This window comes from Polaribacter sp. AHE13PA, from assembly GCF_019278505.1.
Lineage (GTDB): Bacteria > Bacteroidota > Bacteroidia > Flavobacteriales > Flavobacteriaceae > Polaribacter.
Genome location: NZ_CP058985.1, coordinates 1,236,746 through 1,258,791 on the forward strand (window position 1 = coordinate 1,236,746; position 22,046 = coordinate 1,258,791).

Consider the following 22,046-nt stretch of genomic DNA (forward strand, 5'->3'; position numbering starts at 1 on the left):
GGGGTAATTTTATATTTCAAATTTACTATATATATTAAGTAATTCTATTTATTTTACGGGTAGTATTGGGGTAGTATTTGGGTGGTTTCAACTAAAAACCCTAGTGTTTTATGACTTTTTTTAATGTTAAAACTTCTTTTCTACTTTTAATATTTAATTTTCCATAAATATTTTTGACATGAAATTTTACAGTATTTACAGAGATATTTACTTCAGCGGCTATTTCTTTATTTGATTTACTAGATACAATTAAATTAAAAATTTCTCTTTCTCTAAAACTTAAAACATCTAATTTTATCTTTATAGGTTCCTCTTGTAATGTAAGTTGCTCTATTTCTTCTGAAAACTTTATAATCTCATTTTTCATTAAAGAGTTATACTTTCTTAAATCCTTTTCCCTATATATCACAGCAAATGAAAGGATTATAATCTGTATAAAACCACCTATTTTTAAATTAGTGGCATTGGTTTCAAATAAAGAAATTCCGAAATTTTTTAAAACATAAAAATCTATTCCGCTAAACAATATAATTACATAAGAAAACGTAAATAATTTAGTATGCGTGTTTTCCTTAAAAAGTAACACACCTAAAAACCAATAGATAAGTAGAATTATCGATGTTAAAATACCTAAGATTATATATAAATCATTCTTTTTAAAGATTAAAAATAAAATTACAAATAGAATAATAGCACCACCTATAATATAAGTATAGTTTTTTACTTTAGGATAATAGTCATCTATTAACAGAAAACCATTAGCAAACTTAGAAGAGCAATATGTGAGTATCACATAATTTAAAAGAATTAAAAATTCAATATTTTTTTCATCTACAGCAAATAAATGCAAAATACCGTCCGATAAAATAAAACTAAGCGTTAAGCTTGCCAATAAAAAGGCATGATATAAAAATGAATTGTCTTTAAAAAAATAAAAATAATTAATACTGAACAAAATTACTAAAAAAGCGACTCCATAATAAAAACCATCAATAAGTAATTGTATTTTTTCTTCAAAAGTAGCATCTTCCACTGTATTTAATTCAACAGGAAAATAAGAACTAAAATTAGAACTAACTTTTATATAGATTGGTGATCCTCTAGAAAATTTAAAAGATGAATACCTTTGGTTATTCAACTTTTTAATTTCACTTAAATTTTGATATGCCTTTGCATTAGTGGCTCTTATACTTTTAATTCTAAATATATAATTTAAGTCAGTTTTATTAGCAGGCACTTTAAACCAAAAAGTAGCATCAGAATGTTTTTCTAAAACTTGTTTATTTAGAGGTTTAAATTCTTCTTGAGCAATGTCACTATAACTTAAACTGCTATTAGCATCTTTAAAATAATAAATTTCAGATTGAGAAAAAGTAGATACTACAAAAAAAAGAAAAAGTAGTAGTGCCTTAAATTTCATGCAAACGTTCCTATTATTATTATTATTGTTGTTGTTGCTCTTGTTGCTGTTTTGTTTTGTCTTTTTGATATTGAATCTCAGGTGACTTATCTTCCTTTTTATCGTTATCCTTTAATCTAGAATTATCTTCCATAAAACCTTAAAATAAATATTTATTAAAACAATTTCGTCTGATTTTCATCATCTATTTTTTTCTGCTCTGCTTTTTTTCTTGCTATCGATTTTTGTAATGCAATTTTAGCTTTTTCTTCTGCAGACAGTTCTTCTAAAATAGGTTTTTTAGTTTCTGGTATTGGAATATCAATAGGCAATTCATCTTCAATAACTTCTTCATCAGCATCATCTATATCTTCAGATACTTCTTCTTCTGGTTCTTCAAAAGGTAAAGGTGCTAATAAATTAACCTGTTTAATTTTATCTGTTGTTAATTGATTTCCTTGCGCTTTTATACCCTTTACAGCTATAAATTCTTCAAAATTAACTTCTTCGTTTTCTAAACTTCTTTTAGAAAATTGAACTTCAGCAATTGGTCTATAATCAGTTGCAACAATTTCTAACTGACTTTTTACATGATCAGAAATAAATTCTTCTTCTTTTTCAGTTGTTTCAATTAAAAAACGTTTTACATAGTAACGCTCTTTTTCACCATCAAAATATATTGCAGAAATTGGCTTGTTAGGTTTCCATTTTTCTAAGACAATCATATCATCTTCAAAATGCATTGCTAAGTTTGGTTTTACCGCTTTTGCTTTTCCACTTTGTGTAACAATCAATAACTTATCCTCAGCTCTAAATTCACCCAGCAACTCACCTCTTTCATCAACGTTTAAACGCTGCACGGTGTCATCAAACCAAATTTTACGAGGTTTTAATGTAGAAACACCTTCAGATTTAAAATCTACAGATTTAATAGCATACTTTGTAATTCTATTTCCTCTTACCGCTCTACCTTTTACAGCTAAATCTGCAAAATCGATATCCCATTTTAATTTTTTAACACTACCAGCTGCACGTAAATTTACAGTTACAACTTCTGCTTCTCCATTTGGATTTGCACTAAAATAATGTACAATAGACCCTTTATTTCCGTTGGTTAAATCGTATTCTTTATCTCTTGTAACAGACGTAACGTTAAAACGTTTCATATAAGACATGCCTCTTGCTCCATCTCTATACATAAAGTTATAAACGGTTCTTTTGTCTTTCTTTTTAAAGATAGCAACATGAATAATATCTTTACCCACAAAGGTTTTAGAATCTACTTTTGAGACCATCATTCCACCATCTTTTCTAAAGACAATAACATCATCAATATCAGAACAATCGGTTACAAACTCATCCCTTTTTAGAGAAGTTCCTATAAACCCTTCTTCTCTATTTACATAGAGTTTTGCATTATTCATTGCTACTTTAGAAGCCACAATATCATCAAAAATTCTAATTTCTGTTTTTCGTTCTTTGTCTTTTCCGTAAGTCTCTTTTAATCGCTTAAAGTAGTTTATGGCAAACTCTATTAAATTTGCCAAATGATTTTTAACTACAGCAATTTTTTCCTCTAAACCTTCTATAAATTGTCTTGCTTTATCAATATCAAACTTAGATATTTTCTTAATTCTAATTTCTGTTAAACGTGTAATATCGTCTACAGTAATCGCACGTTTTAGATGTTTTATATGTGGTTGTAATCCTTTGTCTATCGCCTCAATTACACCGTCCCAAGTTTCTTCTTCCTCTATGTCTCGGTAAATTCTGTTTTCTATAAAAATACGCTCTAAAGAAGAAAAGTGCCATTGCTCCTCTAGTTCGTTTAACTGAATTTCTAATTCTTTTTTAAGCAACTGAACTGTTAAATCTGTAGAGTGTTTTAACATTTCAGAAACACCTACAAAAACAGGTGTATTATTTTCTATGGTACATGCTAAAGGCGATATAGATGTTTCGCAACTTGTAAAAGCATACAACGCATCAATCGATTTATCTGGCGATACATTTGGCGGTAAATGCACTAATATTTCTACTTCTGCAGCTGTATTATCTTCAATCTTTTTTATTTTAATCTTCCCTTTATCATTGGCTTTTAAAATACTATCAATTAAAGTTGTGGTAGTCGTAGAAAACGGAATTTCAGTAATCACCAACGTCTTTTTATCTAGTTGATGAATTTTAGCACGAACTCTTACTTTTCCCCCACGTTTTCCATCATTATAATGAGTAAAATCTGCAATTCCTCCTGTTAAAAAATCAGGAACAATTTTAAAACTTCTCCCTTTTAAGTATTTTATAGAAGCATCTATTAATTCAATAAAGTTATGTGGTAATATTTTAGTAGACAAACCAACCGCAATTCCCTCTGCTCCTTGTGCTAACAATAACGGAAATTTTACAGGTAAATCTATCGGCTCTTTTCTACGTCCGTCGTAAGACATTTTCCAAGCAGTAGTTTTCGGATTAAAAACAACATCCAAGGCAAATTTAGACAAACGAGCCTCAATATAACGAGAAGCAGCAGCCCTATCTCCTGTAAGAATGTTACCCCAGTTTCCTTGCATATCAATCAGCAATTCTTTCTGACCAATTTGCACCATGGCATCAGCAATAGAAGCATCACCGTGTGGGTGATATTGCATGGTATGACCAACAATATTCGCTACCTTATTATAACGTCCATCATCCAAATCTTTCATAGAATGCATAATTCTACGCTGCACTGGTTTTAACCCATCTTCTAACGACGGAACCGCTCTTTCTAAAATTACATAAGAAGCATAATCTAAAAACCACTCCTTGTACATCCCTGTAACTTTGGTTATGGTTTCTACTGCTTCTGCCGGATTTTCTAGAGAATCAGATTGATTTTCAGGATTCGTTAATTCTTCTTCGTGTTCGTTCTCGTTAATTTCTTCACTCATTTTTAAACGTTTAACAGTTTAATCGTTGAACTATGTATTTTTCTATATTTAAAATATAAATGTAGATAAAGCTTTTGGGCGTTACCTAAAGGTCGGGCTTTTCGTTGTATCTTTTTTATGAAAAATAAAAAAGGATGTCACTTCAATCCCTAACGCAAGTATATTTAACAACTATATTCTTTATTTTTTTCCTTTTTTAAAACCAATTTTATTTCTCTCTAGCGTATTTTCTTTCTTCTCCACCAATTCATATAAGCTAGATAATATGGTAACTCCTTGTTCTGTAAAAACCATTGGAGCATAACGTAAACTCATCGTTTCAGAATTGGAAGTTCCAAATTGAAACCTCCAATTTTCATGCTTATTTTTTAGGTTCTTTATTTTTTATTTGCATAGAAATTATAAACAATGCACCAGATAAAACTCCAAATAATGCACCAGAATTAGATTTACTAGACATGTTATTCCAATCTATTTGAAACAACCAAAACAATAAAATCAAAGCAAAAATTCCGGTTAGAATATTCTTAATTAGTTTTTTATTATATTTCATCCTCTTCAATAGTATCCAATTCAACCTTTAAATTCTCAATAATAAACTTCTGTCTGTCAGGAGTATTTTTTCCCATATAAAACTCTAGCATTTGCTCAATAGACATTTCTTTATCTAACATTACAGGATCTAAACGAATATCATTACCTATAAAATGCACAAATTCATTCGGAGAAATCTCTCCCAAACCTTTAAATCGAGTTATCTCTGGTTTTCCCCTTAATTTATCAATTGCTTCTCGTTTCTCTTCATCAGAATAACAATAAAACGTTTCTTTTTTATTTCGAACTCTAAACAACGGAGTTTCTAAAATATATAAATGCCCTTCTTTTATTAATTCAGGAAAAAATTGCAAGAAAAATGTAATCAATAACAAACGAATGTGCATACCATCTACATCGGCATCGGTTGCAATTACAATATTATTATAACGCAAATCTTCTAAACCATCTTCTATATTTAAAGCAGCTTGCAAAAGATTGAATTCTTCATTTTCATACACAATTTTCTTACTTAATCCGTAAGAATTTAAAGGCTTTCCTTTTAAACTAAAAACGGCTTGTGTATTTACATTTCTAGATTTTGTAATAGAACCAGATGCAGAATCTCCCTCTGTAATAAAAAGTGTAGACTCTAAATACGCTTCTTTTTTTGTATCCCCCAAATGGATTCTACAATCTCTTAATTTTTTATTGTGTAAACTAGATTTCTTAGCTCTGTCTTTTGCTAATTTTCTAATTCCAGAAAGTTCTTTTCGCTCTTTCTCTGCCTGAACAATTTTTCTATGTAACGCATCTGCAACATCTGTATTTCTATGCAGGTAATTGTCTAGTTTTGTTTTTAAGAAATCATTAATATAAGTTCTTACAGTTGGCAAATCTCCTCCCATATCTGTAGAACCTAATTTTGTTTTTGTCTGACTTTCAAATACAGGTTCCATTACCTTAATAGCAACCGCAGAAATAATAGATTTTCTAATATCTGAAGCTTCAAAAGCTTTGCCGTAAAATTCTCTAATTGTTTTTACAATTGCTTCTCTAAATGCAGATTGATGCGTTCCTCCTTGCGTGGTATGTTGCCCATTTACAAAAGAATGATATTCTTCTGAATATTGCGTTTTACTATGGGTAATGGCAACTTCTATATCATCTCCTTTTAAGTGAATTATTGGATACAACATATCATCTACATTGTTGTTATCTTCCAATAAATCTTTCAATCCGTTTTCCGAAAGGAATTTTTCTCCATTAAAAATTATGGTTAAACCGGGGTTTAAATACACATAATATTTTAACATTTTGGCTACATACTCATTTCTGAATTTGTACTTTTTAAATATTTCTTCATCCGGAATAAAAGAAACCTTAGTACCTTTTCTACGAGATGATTCTTCTAAAAATTCTTGATTTTCTAAATTTCCTTGGCTAAATTCTGCCGAAGCAGATTTTCCTTCACGAGAAGATTCTACCCTAAAAAATGACGAAAGTGCATTTACCGCCTTAGTACCAACTCCATTTAAACCTACCGATTTTTTAAACGCTTTAGAGTCATATTTTCCACCAGTATTCATCTTAGAAACTACGTCAACTACTTTCCCTAAAGGAATTCCACGTCCGTAATCTCTAACAATAACTTTGCTTCCATGAATAGAGATTTCAATGGTTTTACCGGCGCCCATAACATACTCATCTATAGAGTTGTCTAAAACTTCTTTTACAAGAATGTATATTCCATCGTCTGCAGAAGACCCATCGCCCAATTTACCAATGTACATTCCGGGACGCATTCTTATATGCTCTTTCCAGTCTAAAGACCTGATATTATCTTCGGTATATTTTGTTTCTTGACTCATGAAATATCTTACTATTGTTAGGTTTGAAGCCTTGCTAAAATAGCATTAAACAAACTAAAATAAAAGGATTCAGACAATTAGTTATCAACATGATTTTAACGTTTTTTTTCTCTAAATTTCATCAACTTATAAAAAATAAAATCTAAAAAAATTAAGGTAAAATCATCAAATTTAACAGGAACTCAAAAATACAAATTCCGCATAAAAATCACAAAAAAAAACAATATGTTATATTTTCAAACAAGTCATTATTTACTAAACAATTTTATTACTTTTGACGTCTGATATAAAATAAAACAAAGTGAAAAACGCACAATTAATTAAGTTAGCAAATACATACGGAAGTCCGTTATATGTTTACGATACAGATAAAATAGAATCTCAATACAACAGACTAACAAATGCTTTTAGTAGTGTTAAAAGTTTAAAGTTAAATTATGCTGTAAAAGCACTTTCTAATATTAATATATTAAAGTTCTTTAAAGACTTAGGTTCTGGTTTAGATACTGTTTCTTTTCAAGAAGTACAATTGTGTTTAACAACAGGAATTGAGCCTCACGATATTATTTACACGCCAAACGGTGTTTCTTTATCTGAAATTGAACAAGTTGCTAAATTGGGAGTTCAAATTAACATTGATAACCTTTCTATATTAGAGCAATTCGGACAAAAACATCCAGATATTCCTGTTTGTGTACGTATCAACCCACATATTATGGCGGGTGGAAATTCTAAAATTTCTGTGGGTCATATCGATTCAAAATTCGGAATTTCGATTCACCAAGTACCTCATATTAAACGTGTGGTAGAAAATACGGGAATGAACATCAACGGAATTCACATGCACACTGGTTCTGATATTTTAGATATCGATACTTTTTTACGTGCTTCTGATATTTTATTTGATGTTGCTAAACAATTCGAAAACATCGATTTTATCGATTTTGGAAGTGGATTTAAAGTTCCTTATAAAGAAGGAGATATTTCTACAGATATAGAGCAATTAGGTTTGCAATTATCAGAAAGATTCAATGAATTTTGTGCTAATTATGGTAAAGACATTACTTTAATGTTTGAGCCTGGTAAATTTTTAGTTTCTGAAGCAGGTTCTTTTTTAGCGAAAGTAAATGTTGTTAAACAAACAACTTCTACCGTTTTTGCACATGTAGATTCTGGTTTCAATCACTTGGTAAGACCGATGATGTACGATTCTTACCACCACATTACCAATATTTCTAACCCAAAAGGAAGAGATCGTTATTACTCAGTAGTAGGTTATATTTGTGAAACGGATACGTTTGCATCAAATAGAAGAATTGCAGAGATTTCCGAAGAAGATGTTTTATGTTTCCACAATGCTGGTGCATATTGTTTCTCAATGGCGTCTAACTACAATTCTCGTTATATTCCTGCAGAAGTTATGGTGCATAAAGGAAAAGATTACCTTATTAGAAAAAGACAAACTATTCAAGATATTTTACACAACCAAGTTGTAGTAGATTTTTCTAAAACAGAAAAAGTAGAAGCTTAAAAAAAGCTTTTAAACAAGTCATAAATCCATCAGAAAATATATTTTTTGGTGGATTTTTTTATTAAATTTACCTTCTACATTTAAAACAAATTTAAAATGAAAATATTAGGAATTGGAAGCAACTACGTTACCGACTTAAAAGATATCGAAGACAAAAAGAAAGGTAAAAAATTCATCTTTTCTAAGCCAGAAAGTAGTTTGGCTGTTAATTGTGATGTAGAATACCCAAGTAGCATTACAAACGAATTAATTTACGAAGTTGAACTTGTTGTTAAAATTGGTAAAGAAGGAAAAAACATTGCTAAAGAAGACGCTAATTCTTACATTTCTGAAATTGCTGTTGGTATCGATTATACGGCAACAGATATTTTAAAAGATGCTAGAGAAACAAAACATCCTTGGGATTTTGCAAAAGGTTTTGATGGCGCTGCACCTATTTCTAGTTTTAAACCCGTTGCTGATTATAATTTAGCAGATATCGATTTCGATTTAAAAATTAATGGAGAAGAAAAACAAAAAAGTAATACGGCTTATATGATTAACGATTTTGCTGATATTATTGTGTTTATATCAAAGTACATGACGTTACAACCTGGAGATTTAATTTTTACAGGAACACCTGCTCTTGGTAAAGGAGAAATTTTTAAAGGAGATCAATTACAATGTTCTGTAAACGGAGAGTTGTTGTTAGATTTTAAAATGATATAATTTATTTTTTTTGATGAAAATTAGACTTTCTAAAATTGAAGACGTTTCAGAAATTATGATTATTATTAATGATGCCAAAGAACTTTTAGCATCTTTACATATTGATCAATGGCAAAACGGATATCCAAATACAGCGCAAATAGAAAATGATATTCTAAAAGGCGAAAGTTACGTTGTTATTAATGATGAAAATCAAGTAATGGCAACTTCTATGTTTACTGTAAATCCAGAACCAACCTATAAAGTTATTGATGGTAATTGGAGTATTGATGAAACAGAAGTATACGGAGTTATTCATAGAATGGCGATTAAAAAGGAATTTAGAAAATTAGGTTTAGCTACTTTTCTATTTGATGAATTTCATCAACAATTAAAAGATAAAAAAGTAAAAAGTTTAAAGATAGATACACATGAAGAAAATATCGGAATGCAATCTTTAATCAAAAAATTAGGTTACACTTATTGTGGAATAATTTACACCAATTACAATGCAAAAAGATTGGCTTTTGAAAAAGTAATTTCATAATATCTCTTCGATCATTGCTGAAATCAAAATATTTTTTGATTGAAAGTAGCAAACGAAGTTTCGAGAACTTTTTAACCTTTCCACTGCGTTCAAGGAGACAAAAATCTATTATATTAGCAACCTCATAAATTCATTTTTATGAGGTTTCTTTTTTCTGATAAAATTCAAATAAAAAATGCAAATCCTTCAATATATAATTCAGCAAACACAACTTTCTTCTAAATCTGTAGAAAACACTATTTCATTGTTAAATGAAGATGCTACAATTCCTTTTATAAGTAGATATAGAAAGGAAATGACAGGTAATTTAGATGAAGTAGAAATTGGAGAAATCGTTAAATTTAAAGAAGTTTTTGAGGTCTTAGAAAAGCGAAAAAAAGCCATTTTAAAAGCATTAGAAGAACAAAATGTTTTAACATCAGAATTAGAACAAAAAGTTACTACTTCTAGAGATTTAATTGCTTTAGAAGATTTGTATTTACCATTTAAGAAAAAACGTAAAACAAAAGCAGAAACAGCTCGTTTACAAGGCTTAGAACCACTGGCAAAAATGATCATAAGTCAGCGTGTAAACAACTTAGAACATACTGCATCTAAATACACATCCAAGGAAGTTGCAACTATTGATAATGCACTTGAAGGGGCACGATTTATTATTGCAGAATGGATTAATGAGCGCACAGATATCAGAAATAATATTAGACGCGAATTAGAACGTTATGCTACAATTTCATCTAAAGTAATAAAAACAAAGTCTGAAGATGAAAAAGCGCAAAAATTTAAAGATTACTTTGATTGGAGCGAATCTTTAAGTAGAATTCCATCACACCGTTTTTTAGCAATTTTAAGAGCAGAAAATGAAGGTTTTATCCGTGTTAAAATAGAAATTGATACAGAAAGAGCCATTCAAAAAATGGAAGAACGAATTATTCGTACGCAAAACGAATGCACTCCACAAATAGAGCTCGCTATAAAAGATGCTTATAAACGCTTATTGTATCCATCTTTATCTAACGAAAGATTATCATTAGCAAAAGAAAATGCAGATGAAGATGCTATAACCGTATTTTCTAAAAACTTAAAGCAATTACTTTTAGGTGCTCCTTTAGGCGAAAAAAGAATCTTAGCAATCGATCCTGGATTTAGATCTGGTTGTAAAATTGTATGTTTAAATGAGCAAGGAGATTTAGAGCATAATGAAACTATTTTTCCGCATGCACCACAAAATCAAACCATAGAAGCCATCAAAAAAATAAATTCTTTAGCAGAAGCGCATAAAATTGAAGCAATTGCTATTGGAAACGGAACTGCATCAAGAGAAACGGAGCAATTGGTAAAGAAAATTGAATTTAAACATCCGGTTGATGTATTTGTAGTAAGTGAAGCTGGAGCGTCTATATACTCCGCTTCTAAAATTGCAAGAGATGAATTCCCAAATTTTGACGTTACTGTTCGTGGTTCTGTTTCCATCGGAAGAAGGTTGCAAGATCCATTAGCTGAATTGGTTAAGATTGATGCAAAATCAATTGGAGTTGGACAATATCAACATGATGTAGATCAAACAAAACTAAAAAAATCTCTTGATACAACCGTAGAAAGTTGTGTAAATACCATTGGTGTAAACATTAATACTGCAAGTGAATCTTTGTTGAGTTATGTTTCTGGAATTGGACCTAAATTGGCCGAAAACATTGTAAATCATAGAAATGAAAATGGTTCTTTTACTTCTAGAAATGCCATTAAAAAAGTACCTCGTTTAGGAGGAAAAGCATACGAACAAGCTGCTGGTTTTTTACGAATTAAAAAAGGAAAGAATCCGTTAGATGATTCTGGCGTGCATCCAGAAAGTTATGCTTTGGTTGATAAAATGGCTAAAGATAATAACATAAAAGTTTCTGAGTTTATTGGTAATAAAGAATTAATTCAGAAAATAAACCTAAAAAATTATATTACAGAAACTATTGGTTTGCCTACTCTAGAAGACATTATTAAAGAATTAGAAAAACCAGGTTTGGACCCAAGAGAAAAAGCGAAAGTATTTTCTTTTAATAAAAACATTAAAACGATTGCCGATTTAAGAATAGGGCAACTCTTACCAGGAATTGTAAATAATATTACCAATTTCGGCTGTTTTGTAGATGTTGGAATCAAAGAAAGTGGCTTAATTCACGTTTCTAATTTATCGGATACGTTTGTAAAAGATGTAAGCAAAATTGTAAATCTACAACAACAAATTATTGCAAAAGTAATAGAAGTTGATATTGCGAGAAAACGAATTCAATTGGCTTTAGTAAAGTAAAATAATAATTCTTATATTTATAAAATGAGCAATAAAACAGAAAAAAATGATCTTTGGGATGACTTAACGGATTCTCAAAAGAATGAGATACAACAAGAAGTTAATGAATCTAACAAAAAGAAAAAAACAACTTGGGACGATGTTAAAAAAGAACTCTCAAAATTGAAGTAATATATTTCCTTCGAATTTTTTTAAAAAAAAGTTTTTTTTGTTTCCTAATTTTAAGGTAAAAAATAATTGTTCTTTTTCCTTCACAATTATTGTGAATTTTTAGAAATTGATATAGCGAAAAAACGAATTCAATTAGCTTTGGTGAAGTAAAATCGTCCTTAAAAAATAAAATAATAGAGAATATAGAATTAAGAAAAAAAACTATATTCTCTATTAAAGTACCTACCTAAGGTCTATTCTATTAAAAGGTTTAGTTTCAATAAATAGCTTATCCTCCATTTCAACAAAGCAACTGTTTATTACTTTATTGTTCTCGAAAAATAGATAAATAACACCTTTTTCAACCCTAAGTACTTTTGTAAAGCCATTTATTTCTTCAGTTTCACCTAATTTTAAATTACTTAAATTCAATAATTTAGTTTCTTTTAAAAGTTTATCCTCCATTTCAACAAAGCAACTGTTTACTACTTTATTGTTTTCGTGAAATAGGTAGATAACACCTTTTTCAACTCTTAATACTTTTGTGAAGTCATTTATTTCTTCTGCTTCACTTAATTTGATAATTTGCATAATTTATCAGAAAGATATTTTAATATTTAAGAACCATTTCTAAAATACGCTTCTTTCTATTATTATATACACATAATATTATAATTGAAAATTTAGAATGCTATCTTCATTTTTAATTTTCTATTTTCTTTCAAAAAAACGAATCAGTATTCTTAATAATTTTCTTAATTTCGAATTCACAAAAAACACAAATGAAAGTCTGTATTGCCGAAAAACCATCTGTAGCAAGAGAAATTGCTAATATTCTAGGAGCCAACTCAAAACGTGATGGTTACTATGAAGGAAACGGTTATGCGGTAACCTATACATTCGGACATCTATGCACACTTTTAGAACCTAAAGATTACAAACCGCATTGGAAAAGTTGGGATTTGAATAATTTACCAATGCTTCCAGAACGTTTTGATACCAAAGTTACAGGCGATGCAGGAATTAGGAAACAATACAATATTGTAAAAGCTTTATTTGATAAAGCAACGGTTGTCATCAATTGTGGGGATGCCGGGACAGAAGGAGAATTAATTCAGCGTTGGGTAATTAATCAGGCTGGTTATAAAGGAGAAGTTCAGCGTTTATGGATTTCATCCTTAACAGAAGAAGCTATAAAAGAAGGTTTTAAAAACTTAAAGCCTGCAGAGAAATATGATAATTTATATTATGCAGGATATTCTAGAGCTATTGGAGATTGGCTTTTAGGCTTAAATGCAACGCGTTTGTATACCGTAAAGTTTGGTGGATTCAAACAAGTATTATCTGTTGGTAGAGTGCAAACTCCTACCCTAGCGATGTTGGTTAATCGTTTTTTTGAAATTAGAGATTTTAAACCACAACCTTATTGGGAATTACAAACAAAATACAGAAATACACTTTTTAATTATGAAGATGGTCGTTTTCTAAAACAAGAAGATGGTGAAGTTTTAGCGAATAAAGTAAAAGAATCTGACTTTGAAATTGTTTCTGTAACCAAAAAGAAAGGAAAAGAATACGCTCCTAAACTTTTTGATTTAACAGGCTTGCAAGTATATTGTAATAATAAATTTGGCTTTTCTGCGGATGAAACTTTAAAAATGGTTCAGAAGCTATATGAGATGAAAGTTGTTACCTACCCAAGAGTTGATACCACTTTTTTACCAAATGACGTATATCCTAAAATTGGCGGAATTTTATCTAAGTTAACAAACTACAGCGAATTAACACAACCTCTTTTAGGTAGTAAAATAAAGAAATCAAAACGTGTTTTTGATGATAAAAAAGTAACAGATCACCATGCTATTATTCCTACAGGAATCCAAGGGAATTTGCAATACAATCAGCAACAGGTGTACGATATTATTACCCGTAGGTTTATTGGGGTGTTTTATCCAGATTCTGACGTTTCTAATACCTCTGTAATTGGGAAAGCTGCAGAAGTACCTTTTAAAACAACCGGAAAAGAAATTTTAACCAAAGGTTGGCGAGTTGCTTTTGAAACAGAAGAAAGCAAAATTAAGAAAGAATTAAACGAGCAAATGACCTTGCCTTCTTTTGTAAAAGGAGAAAAAGGAGCTCATGAACCTTCGTTTTTAGAGAAGGAAACAAAACCACCAAGAAATTTTACAGAAGCTAGTTTATTACGTGCCATGGAAACCGCAGGTAAACAAGTAGATGATGAAAATTTACGTGAATTAATGAAAGAAAATGGAATTGGAAGACCTTCTACAAGAGCAAGTATTATAGAGACTTTATTCCGAAGAAAATATATTGAACGTAAGAAAAAATTGGTTTTACCAACACAAACAGGAATTGATTTAATTAATATTATTGACAACGAATTATTGAAATCTGCTGAGTTAACAGGACGTTGGGAAAAACGTTTAAAAGAAATTGAACGAGGAGAATTCAATGCAGGAACTTTTATTAATAACATGAAAAAAATGGTAGATCAATTGGTCTATGAGGTTCGTTCTAACACTACTAAAAAACGAATTACTTCTACTCCACCTGTCAGTTCGAATGCAGTTGATAGCTCTTCTAAATCAAAGAGTAAAAAATCAACAAAAAAACAAGTAGCAGGAAAAACTTGCCCGAAATGTAAAAAAGGACAACTCTTAAAAGGTTCTTCTGCCTTTGGGTGTTCTGAATATAAAAACAATTGTGATTTAAAAATTCCTTTTGAAATTTACGGAAAAAAGGTTTCTGAAAATCAATTAATACGATTGGTTGATAAAGGTTGCACCACCAATTTAAAAGGTTTTAAAACAGATGCAGGTGCTATTGAAGGATTAATACGTTTTGATGATGACTTTAAATTGAAATTAGAACCCAAACAAAAAGTAGTCACTTCTAACTCTGTCGAAAAGAGTTCGGATAAAATTACGTGTCCAAAATGTAAGCAAGGAACAATTTTAAAAGGAAAAACGGCGTATGGTTGTTCTAATTATAAAAATGGATGTGATTTCGTTTTCTCCTTTGAAAACATCAAAAAAATAGCCAATGGAAAACCATTGACTAAAGATTTGGTTATAAAAATTATAAGTGCTTAAATTTTAAACGATTTATAATTTCGAAATGCGCTTTATACGGCCAATAAGTAAAACACTACTTACTCAGCATACATTTTATCAATAAGTGCTTTATATTTTTTATAAATTACTTTACGTTTTAATTTTAAAGTTGCTGTAATTTCTCCGGCTTCAATACTAAACTCTTTCGGTAATAAAGTAAATTTCTTAATTTTTTCAAACTTAGAAAACTCTTTTTGTAATTCTTCAAAACGTTTTTCTAACATCGTTTTAATTTGATTGTTAGCAATCAAATCTTCTATATCTTTAAAACTAATTTTATGCTCTTCAGCATATTTTTTAATATTCTCGAAACTTGGTACAGCCAAAGCTGTAACATACTTTTGTTGATCTCCTATTACTGCAATTTGCTCAATAAAAGAATCACTAACTAAAGCCATTTCAAGTTTTTGAGGAGCAATATATTTACCTCCAGAAGTTTTCATTAAATCTTTAATCCTATCAGTAATTACTAAGTTTCCTAATTCATCAATTTTTCCTGCATCGCCTGTTTTAAACCAACCATTATCAAAAACTTCAGCAGTAGCTTCCGGTTTTTTATAATATCCTTTCATAACACCAGGACCTTTTACCAAAACTTCATCATTAGCGCCAATTTTAATTTCAGTTCCAGAAATTGGCTTACCTGCAGAATTAAATTCAAAAAACTGATTTCCGAATAACGTAACGGTAGCAGTTGTTTCTGTTAAACCATATCCACATTTTATATTTAATGCAAAAGAATGAAAAAACGAAACCATGTCTGGCACTAAAGGTGCTCCGCCACAAGGCATAAATTTTATATTTCCACCAAAGACATCACGTAATTTACTAAGCACCAATTTATCTGCTATTTTATATTTTAGCTGTAATATAGCTGGTACTTTTTTATCAAGACGCTGATACTTATTATGGTATTTATTTCCAACCCCTAATGCCCAACTTGCTAATTTCATTTTAGTAGGTGAAGCTTCTTTTCTTTTTTCTTGAATAGCAGCAAAAATTTTCTCAAAGATTCTAGGAACCGTACACATTAATGTTGGTTTTACTTCTTTTAAAACATCTGCTATTTTTTTAGGGTCTTGATTAAAATAAACCTGAATTCCTTGTTGTAAACAGAAAAACACCCAACTACGTTCATAAATATGACTTAATGGTAAAAAACTTAAAGAAACATCATTTTCATCCACATCTAATTCTGCTTCATGTGCTTTTAATGAGGATGCAAAATTATTATGATCTAACATTACACCTTTAGGTTCTCCTGTTGTACCTGAAGTATAAATAATACTTGCTAAATCATCTAATTTAGAATCTAAATGACGCTTTTCTAAAACTGTTTCAATGCTTTTTGGAAATTCTGCATTTATAAAATCAGTAAAATAAACAGCGTTTTTATGACCTCTTAAATCTACAGTACATGTTAAGGCTACTATTAATTTTAGATATTTATTATTTTCAGATATTAATTCTACTTTATCAAACTCTTCTTGATCACCAACAAACAACACACTAATTTCTGCATCATTTACAACGTATTCAACTTCCTTTTGAGAGTTTGTTGCGTAAATAGGAATCGTTACGGCTCTTACTCCCATAATCCCTAAATCTGCTATAATCCACTCGGTCATATTTTGAGCAAAAACACCAATATTGTCCTGTTCTTTAATTCCGAAATTGATTAAAGCTTTAGAAACTTGTTGAATTTGAAAATAAAAAGAATCCCAAGAAATACCTTTCCAATTTTTTGAAGCTTCATCTTTATAAAAAACTGCTTCTTTAGTTGTAAATCGACTAGTGTTATCTTTAATTACTTTTAGTAAATGTTTATAATTCATCTTTCGATTATTTTAAATAAGGATTTTATAACCATCAAATTTACGAATATTTCAATGACTTGTACATATATTAATGTTAATGAAATACAAAACCAGTTTATAATTTCATTTTTTTTATTAAATTTTTACATATTAAAAATTAATATTTTCCTTTTTAAACTTTTTATTATATTTTTAACAATAACTAATGATAAAACCTATAGCTGTTTCCATATTTTACCTTAGTTTTATCAAAAATTTTAAAAAAGTAAATGGATTTTACAAACCCACTAGTATATGGTGTACCATGTTTCTTAGCACTTATTTTAGTCGAATTAACATATAGTAAGCACAATAAAAAAGAAGAAAAGAAGAAAATTTATAAATGGAAAGATTTAGCAGCTAGCCTTACCATGGGTATTGGTTCTGCTATTCTAGCTCCTTTAACAAAAACAATCGCGGCAATTGTACTTTTTAGTTTTGTCTATGAAATATTCAACCCTTTAGTTGATGGAGTTCGTACAAATATTATGGGGTACGAATCTTTTGGTTATGCTTGGTATATTTGGCTTATTTGTCAGGTATTAGACGATTTTAGTTATTATTGGTTTCACAGACAAAATCATAATGTTCGTTTTTTATGGGCGGCACATATTGTACACCATTCTTCCGACAACTTTAATTTAGGAACTGCCGTTAGAAACGGATGGTTTACCATTCTTTACAAACCTTTCTTTTATGTTTGGATTGTTGCTATTGGTTTTCCTCCAGAAATGTTAGTAGTTTGTTTAGGTATAGAGGCTTTGTGGCAATTTCAATTACATACCGTTTACATTGGTAAATTAGGCTTCTTAGATAAAATATTAAATACGCATACCATGCACCAAGTGCATCATGCTCAAAATTTTGAGTATATGGATAAAAATCATGGTGGATTTTTAAATACTTTTGATAAAATGTTTGGTACTTTTAAAGAATTCGACGAAAATATTGACATCAAATATGGTGTTACGCATCCACCAAATTCTTATAATCCATTTGTTATTCTAACACATGAATATAAAGATATTTGGAATGATATGAAAAAATCTAAAAACTGGTATCATAAATTTATGTATGCATTTGCCGCACCAGGTTGGAGTCATGATGGAAGTACACTAACCATTAAACAAGCCCGTAAGGCTTTACAAGAAGAATAATATTTGTTTAAAAAGTAAAACTTTTCAACTAAAAAAAAAAGGAATCTCAAAATAAATTTGAGATTCCTTTTTTAGTTAAATCAGTTAATAGGCAATTAAACTTAGCCCTAACTAAAACATCATACTTTTTGAGGCACGAAAAAGATGCCGTCTTTCTACTTCGCTCAAGATAAATTCCAAAGAGGAAATAGCTTCTATAAAACTAAGAAGTTATTTGACTAAAAAACTCAAAAATCTCTCCTTTAGAAATAGAACTTCCTTTTTCTATTAAATCGAAAATTTCGCTATTTCGGTCCTCTTTATTATAAGGCTTTGTGCCTTTAAAAATCTCTACAGAATTATCCATAGGGTTTTGCATCAACCATTCAAATCCTTTTTGCTCTAATAAATTAATATCCCAAGTAATTTTAATAGCAATTCTATGTATTTCTTCTGCATCACACTTAAACAGGTTTACAGAGGTTTTAGAAAAATGTTCTACGTAATTTGTTTTTGTTAGCACATTATCCCAAACAACATCAGAAAAAACATTCATCTCCTCTTCTGCAACTTCTGGTGTTTCTTCTTTTATTTGATTCCATTCTTTAACGTCTATACTTTGGGTTGCTAAAAAACGGGCAAAATCTTCGTGTAAGCTTTCGAATTGTTCTTTGGTAAGTTGTCTATATTTCATAATTTATGGTAAAAAAAAACCGCCCAATTATGGGCGGTTCAAATATCTGAATTCTTTATTGATTTAGAAAGAATATCTTAAACCAACTTGTGCTTGCCATCTAGAAAGTAACGTAGAATTATATACAAAAGTTTCTTTTAAGTCTGAATTAAAACTATAGGTTGGTAAACCTGTATTATCTACAGTAACACCTAATAACTGTACTGCATCTGGTTGTTGCACTAAGCCCCAGTTTGAGTTTAATAAGTTACCAAAGTTTAAAATATCTATAGTAAACTCTAAAGAATTATTGTTTCCTAATTTTAAATTCTGAATAAATTTTACATCCATTTTTCCTCTCCAAGGTGATAATGCTCCATAACGTTCTGCATATTCTCCCTGTCTATCACTTAAATAATCATCTTGATTGATATAATTTCTTAAGCCATCTTTTTGATCTTGAATAGATAAGTCTCCAGTATTTACTGGTGCTTTAAATGTCATTGCATCTATTTCGCTGTCTGTTGGTATGTAAATTAAATCATTTAAGTTAGAACCATCATTATTAAGATCGCCTGCGTATGTGTAGTTAAAACGACCTCCTTTTGCCAATTCATAGAAAGAAGAAATTGTGGTTGTCCATTTATCATTTGTTCCATAATTCCAAGATTTAGAAGCTACCGCAATAAAACGATGTGTATCTCCATATTTAGAATGTGCTAATGTTGCATCATTTGCATTAGATAAAACTGGATTAAAATCGAAAGCATCTCCAGTTATTTCTGCTTCAATAGAGTTTACATCTTTAGAATTTAAGTAATTATAAGCTGCCATTAAATACAATCCATTATCAAAATTTCTCTGTGCTTTTAAGGATGCATTTAAAGTTCTTCCTTTATCAGAGTTGGTAAATACGTAAGCATTTGATTTATCATTTGGACCTCCCCAATTAGGACTTCTATCTGTATCTGTGTATACTAATCTGTTGTCTATTCCTCCTGCTAAAGTTCCGGTTGGTGTTTTTAACCCCCAGTTTTGTACATGTGCTCCATTAATGTCTTTTGTATAAGAAAGGTCTGTAGTTAAAATAGTACCATCTTTTAATTTTACATCTGCTCCTAAACTTGTTCTCCAAACTTGTGGAAATTTAAAATCTGGATCTACTACTTGATAGAAATATACATTAGGATTTGCTATTTGGTTACCTAACCAAACAAAAGGAAAACGACCTGTAAATAAGCCAGAACCACCACGTAATTGTAAAGAGTTATCTCCATTTACATCCCAGTTAAAACCAATTCTTGGTGAAACTAAGAAGTTATTATTTGGCATTTTAGTAGAATCAAATAATACTGTTTCTCCTGTAGAAGGATCTGTGTATGGATTATTAGGTAAGTAAAAACTTTTATCTATAACATCTTGTGCTTTATCTGCAGAATTAAAAAATAAAGGTTTATCAAAACGAACACCATATGATAATTTAAAATTATCGTTTATATTCCAATCATCTTGTACGTAAAAAGCAAACTGACCAACATTTGTTTCTGCTAACGCCCAAGAATCATTGGCGTTATTAGTTGTAAATGTGCTTTGAGCAGCAGCCATAGCATCAGCTAAAAGACCATTAGAAACTCCTGTTCTAAAGGCATCCATATTGGCAAAATCTCCACCAAATGCACCAACATAACCTCTTGCATCTCCAAAACCATATGCTCCTAAATTAAACGAATTCTCAAATTCAAATTTTTCAAAAGAAAAACCAATTGTATAGTTATGGTCCCCATTACTGATATTTAAGTTATTTGTAATTTGAAAAACTTTTTGATCTAATGTATTGTTAATTGAAAAAGGTTCATGACCTGAAATTATATAATTCCCTCCGTTACCATCTTGAATTCTAAATGCTGGCATAGGTGCTGATTTAGGGCTTCTAAAATCATCGAAATGTGTATATCCTGCTTGAAACTTGTTTGTTATATTATCTGTAACAGTAGAATTTAATTCAAGTAAAAAAGAATTTAAATTATTATTAATTTGGTATCCAGAATTTTCGAATTGTAACATTTGAGAACTTGGACCTCTAAAACCTAGCGCTGTTGGATGCGCTGGCAAATCTCTAGAGGCATTTAAAAAATTATAGACAAATGATAAACGATTGTCTTTGGTGATATTCCAATCTAACTTAAATAACCCTTTCGTACTGTTAGAGTCATGGGTAAAACCTTCATAAGCACCGGTACTGTAACCAATACCTGCTAATGCGCTTTGAACTTCATCTAAATCTGATTTTAAAACTCTAGACTCATTAATAGCTCCCGAGCCTGTGTTTGGTAACCAAGACTGACCTAAATCTGATCTATTGTCTTTTTCGAAATTTATAAAAACAAATAATTTATCTTTTATAATCGGTGCGCCTACACTAGCTCCTACTTGAGATTGTGATAATTTAGGAACAAAAATACTTTCTCCTTTAATTTTACCTCCTGTAAAATCTTGATTTCTGTAATATCCGTAAGCAGTTCCTGTTACTGTGTTTGTTCCACTTTTGGTTACTGCATTTACAGAAGCACCTGTAAAACCAGATAAAGTAACATCATAAGGTGCAGTAGAAACAGAAATTTGCTCAATCGCATCTAAAGATACTGGTTGAGAAGCTGTTTGCCCACCAGGTGTTGCTGCATCTAAACCAAATGGATTGTTAAATATAGAACCATCTAATGTAAAGTTATTAAATTGGTCATTTCTTCCCCCAAAAGATCCACCTGAAGCAGAAGGGTCTAAACGTGTAAAATCTGATGCCGATCTAGATATCGTTGGCAATATCTTTAAATCTTTAGTTCTAATACTGGTTTGCGCTCCTGTTCTATCGTTATTAAAAACAGCATTTTTACCAGAGCTAATTACAACTTCTTCTAAAGTATTACTGTCTTCGGATAAAACAACATCAATATTTGAGGTTTTACCTAAGGTTAAAAAGATATTTGTTATCTTATTAGATTTAAAACCTAGATAACTAATTGTAATCGTATAAGGACCTCCAATTCTTAAGTTAGATAGCGCGTATCTACCATTATCTTGTGCTGTTGTACCAGATACAGTACCTGTAGGAGTATGCAAAGCAACAATAGTTGCTCCGAATAATGGTTCTCCAGAATTGTCCGTAATAGTTCCGTTAATTTTTGATGTTGTTGTTTGTGCGTTTGCAACAAAACTAAACATTAAAATAAATGAACATAAAAAAAATAATTTTTGCTTCATGTTTTTGGATTTAAGTTTATATAACCAAAAATAAAGCAAAA

16 protein-coding genes are annotated in these 22,046 nt (G+C 30.2%); 7 read left to right on the top strand and 9 right to left on the bottom strand.

All coding sequences use genetic code 11. From position 1 onward, the window contains the following. Positions 1-100: 100 nt before the first annotated feature. The 5 genes from H0I28_RS05355 to H0I28_RS05370 all read right to left on the bottom strand — a co-directional run bounded on the left by H0I28_RS05355 (position 101) and on the right by H0I28_RS05370 (position 6,734). Complete coding sequence (locus H0I28_RS05355) at positions 101-1,420, bottom strand: LuxR C-terminal-related transcriptional regulator (protein WP_218760847.1); 1,320 nt, start codon at positions 1,418-1,420, stop codon at positions 101-103. A 155-nt stretch (positions 1,421-1,575) separates the two neighbouring features. Next, the gene (locus H0I28_RS05360; RefSeq protein ID WP_218760848.1) at positions 1,576-4,329 is read right to left on the bottom strand and encodes a DNA gyrase/topoisomerase IV subunit A; all 2,754 of its coding nucleotides are present in this window, start codon (positions 4,327-4,329) and stop codon (positions 1,576-1,578) included. A gap of 180 nt (positions 4,330-4,509) precedes the next feature. Continuing rightward, positions 4,510-4,644, bottom strand: a complete 135-nt coding sequence (locus tag H0I28_RS17635) for a hypothetical protein (protein WP_302850271.1) — start codon at positions 4,642-4,644, stop codon at positions 4,510-4,512. A 46-nt stretch (positions 4,645-4,690) separates the two neighbouring features. Continuing rightward, the gene (locus tag H0I28_RS05365) at positions 4,691-4,882 is read right to left on the bottom strand and encodes a hypothetical protein (protein ID WP_218760849.1); all 192 of its coding nucleotides are present in this window, start codon (positions 4,880-4,882) and stop codon (positions 4,691-4,693) included. Beyond that, positions 4,872-6,734: a DNA topoisomerase IV subunit B gene (locus H0I28_RS05370; protein ID WP_218730529.1), complete on the bottom strand. Its 1,863-nt coding sequence runs from the start codon at positions 6,732-6,734 to the stop codon at positions 4,872-4,874. Before H0I28_RS05370 ends, H0I28_RS05365 begins: the two co-directional genes overlap by 11 nt. Before the next feature lie 301 nt (positions 6,735-7,035). On the opposite strand from H0I28_RS05370, the gene lysA reads away from it, so the two are divergent. The 5 genes from lysA to H0I28_RS05395 all read left to right on the top strand — a co-directional run bounded on the left by lysA (position 7,036) and on the right by H0I28_RS05395 (position 11,969). Next, positions 7,036-8,265: a diaminopimelate decarboxylase gene (lysA, locus tag H0I28_RS05375; protein WP_218730530.1), complete on the top strand. Its 1,230-nt coding sequence runs from the start codon at positions 7,036-7,038 to the stop codon at positions 8,263-8,265. A gap of 96 nt (positions 8,266-8,361) precedes the next feature. After that, a complete protein-coding gene (locus H0I28_RS05380) occupies positions 8,362-8,973 on the top strand; it encodes a fumarylacetoacetate hydrolase family protein (protein ID WP_218730531.1) in 612 nt (203 codons plus the stop codon). Positions 8,974-8,986: 13 nt separating this feature from the next. After that, complete coding sequence (locus H0I28_RS05385; RefSeq protein ID WP_218761606.1) at positions 8,987-9,499, top strand: GNAT family N-acetyltransferase; 513 nt, start codon at positions 8,987-8,989, stop codon at positions 9,497-9,499. 175 nt (positions 9,500-9,674) lie between these two features. Continuing rightward, positions 9,675-11,798 (top strand): Tex family protein, encoded by a 2,124-nt coding sequence (locus tag H0I28_RS05390; RefSeq protein WP_218760850.1) that lies wholly within the window; start codon positions 9,675-9,677, stop codon positions 11,796-11,798. A gap of 24 nt (positions 11,799-11,822) precedes the next feature. Continuing rightward, the gene (locus tag H0I28_RS05395; RefSeq protein ID WP_218730533.1) at positions 11,823-11,969 is read left to right on the top strand and encodes a hypothetical protein; all 147 of its coding nucleotides are present in this window, start codon (positions 11,823-11,825) and stop codon (positions 11,967-11,969) included. Between the two features lie 222 nt (positions 11,970-12,191). Here the strand turns inward: H0I28_RS05395 and H0I28_RS05400 are convergent, their stop codons facing one another. Continuing rightward, positions 12,192-12,539, bottom strand: a complete 348-nt coding sequence (locus H0I28_RS05400) for a hypothetical protein (protein ID WP_218760851.1) — start codon at positions 12,537-12,539, stop codon at positions 12,192-12,194. A gap of 191 nt (positions 12,540-12,730) precedes the next feature. Here H0I28_RS05400 and H0I28_RS05405 point away from each other — a divergent pair, with 191 nt between their 5' ends. Then, complete coding sequence (locus H0I28_RS05405) at positions 12,731-15,061, top strand: type IA DNA topoisomerase (RefSeq protein ID WP_218760853.1); 2,331 nt, start codon at positions 12,731-12,733, stop codon at positions 15,059-15,061. A 59-nt stretch (positions 15,062-15,120) separates the two neighbouring features. Here the strand turns inward: H0I28_RS05405 and H0I28_RS05410 are convergent, their stop codons facing one another. After that, entirely contained in the window at positions 15,121-16,917 is a 1,797-nt protein-coding gene (locus tag H0I28_RS05410; RefSeq protein WP_218760854.1) for a long-chain fatty acid--CoA ligase, read from the bottom strand. 251 nt (positions 16,918-17,168) lie between these two features. On the opposite strand from H0I28_RS05410, the gene H0I28_RS05415 reads away from it, so the two are divergent. After that, on the top strand, positions 17,169-18,095 hold the full coding sequence (locus H0I28_RS05415) for a sterol desaturase family protein (RefSeq protein WP_218730537.1): 927 nt from the start codon (positions 17,169-17,171) through the stop codon (positions 18,093-18,095). 202 nt (positions 18,096-18,297) lie between these two features. On the opposite strand, the gene H0I28_RS05420 is transcribed toward H0I28_RS05415, so the two are convergent. Then, the gene (locus tag H0I28_RS05420) at positions 18,298-18,768 is read right to left on the bottom strand and encodes a DUF6495 family protein (protein WP_218760856.1); all 471 of its coding nucleotides are present in this window, start codon (positions 18,766-18,768) and stop codon (positions 18,298-18,300) included. Between the two features lie 63 nt (positions 18,769-18,831). After that, the gene (locus tag H0I28_RS05425; RefSeq protein ID WP_218753328.1) at positions 18,832-22,005 is read right to left on the bottom strand and encodes a carboxypeptidase regulatory-like domain-containing protein; all 3,174 of its coding nucleotides are present in this window, start codon (positions 22,003-22,005) and stop codon (positions 18,832-18,834) included. Positions 22,006-22,046: the final 41 nt, after the last annotated feature.

What these genes read in the sequence shown, in the direction of transcription:
- H0I28_RS05355 (WP_218760847.1), bottom strand. Translation starts at nt 1,420, where the DNA reads ATGAAATTTAAGGCACTACTACTTTTTCTTTTTTTTGTAGTATCTACT.
- H0I28_RS05360 (WP_218760848.1), bottom strand. Translation starts at nt 4,329, where the DNA reads ATGAGTGAAGAAATTAACGAGAACGAACACGAAGAAGAATTAACGAAT.
- H0I28_RS17635 (WP_302850271.1), bottom strand. Translation starts at nt 4,644, where the DNA reads ATGAGTTTACGTTATGCTCCAATGGTTTTTACAGAACAAGGAGTTACC.
- H0I28_RS05365 (WP_218760849.1), bottom strand. Translation starts at nt 4,882, where the DNA reads ATGAAATATAATAAAAAACTAATTAAGAATATTCTAACCGGAATTTTT.
- H0I28_RS05370 (WP_218730529.1), bottom strand. Translation starts at nt 6,734, where the DNA reads ATGAGTCAAGAAACAAAATATACCGAAGATAATATCAGGTCTTTAGAC.
- H0I28_RS05380 (WP_218730531.1), top strand. Translation starts at nt 8,362, where the DNA reads ATGAAAATATTAGGAATTGGAAGCAACTACGTTACCGACTTAAAAGAT.
- H0I28_RS05385 (WP_218761606.1), top strand. Translation starts at nt 8,987, where the DNA reads ATGAAAATTAGACTTTCTAAAATTGAAGACGTTTCAGAAATTATGATT.
- H0I28_RS05390 (WP_218760850.1), top strand. Translation starts at nt 9,675, where the DNA reads ATGCAAATCCTTCAATATATAATTCAGCAAACACAACTTTCTTCTAAA.
- H0I28_RS05395 (WP_218730533.1), top strand. Translation starts at nt 11,823, where the DNA reads ATGAGCAATAAAACAGAAAAAAATGATCTTTGGGATGACTTAACGGAT.
- H0I28_RS05400 (WP_218760851.1), bottom strand. Translation starts at nt 12,539, where the DNA reads ATGCAAATTATCAAATTAAGTGAAGCAGAAGAAATAAATGACTTCACA.
- H0I28_RS05405 (WP_218760853.1), top strand. Translation starts at nt 12,731, where the DNA reads ATGAAAGTCTGTATTGCCGAAAAACCATCTGTAGCAAGAGAAATTGCT.
- H0I28_RS05410 (WP_218760854.1), bottom strand. Translation starts at nt 16,917, where the DNA reads ATGAATTATAAACATTTACTAAAAGTAATTAAAGATAACACTAGTCGA.
- H0I28_RS05415 (WP_218730537.1), top strand. Translation starts at nt 17,169, where the DNA reads ATGGATTTTACAAACCCACTAGTATATGGTGTACCATGTTTCTTAGCA.
- H0I28_RS05420 (WP_218760856.1), bottom strand. Translation starts at nt 18,768, where the DNA reads ATGAAATATAGACAACTTACCAAAGAACAATTCGAAAGCTTACACGAA.
- H0I28_RS05425 (WP_218753328.1), bottom strand. Translation starts at nt 22,005, where the DNA reads ATGAAGCAAAAATTATTTTTTTTATGTTCATTTATTTTAATGTTTAGT.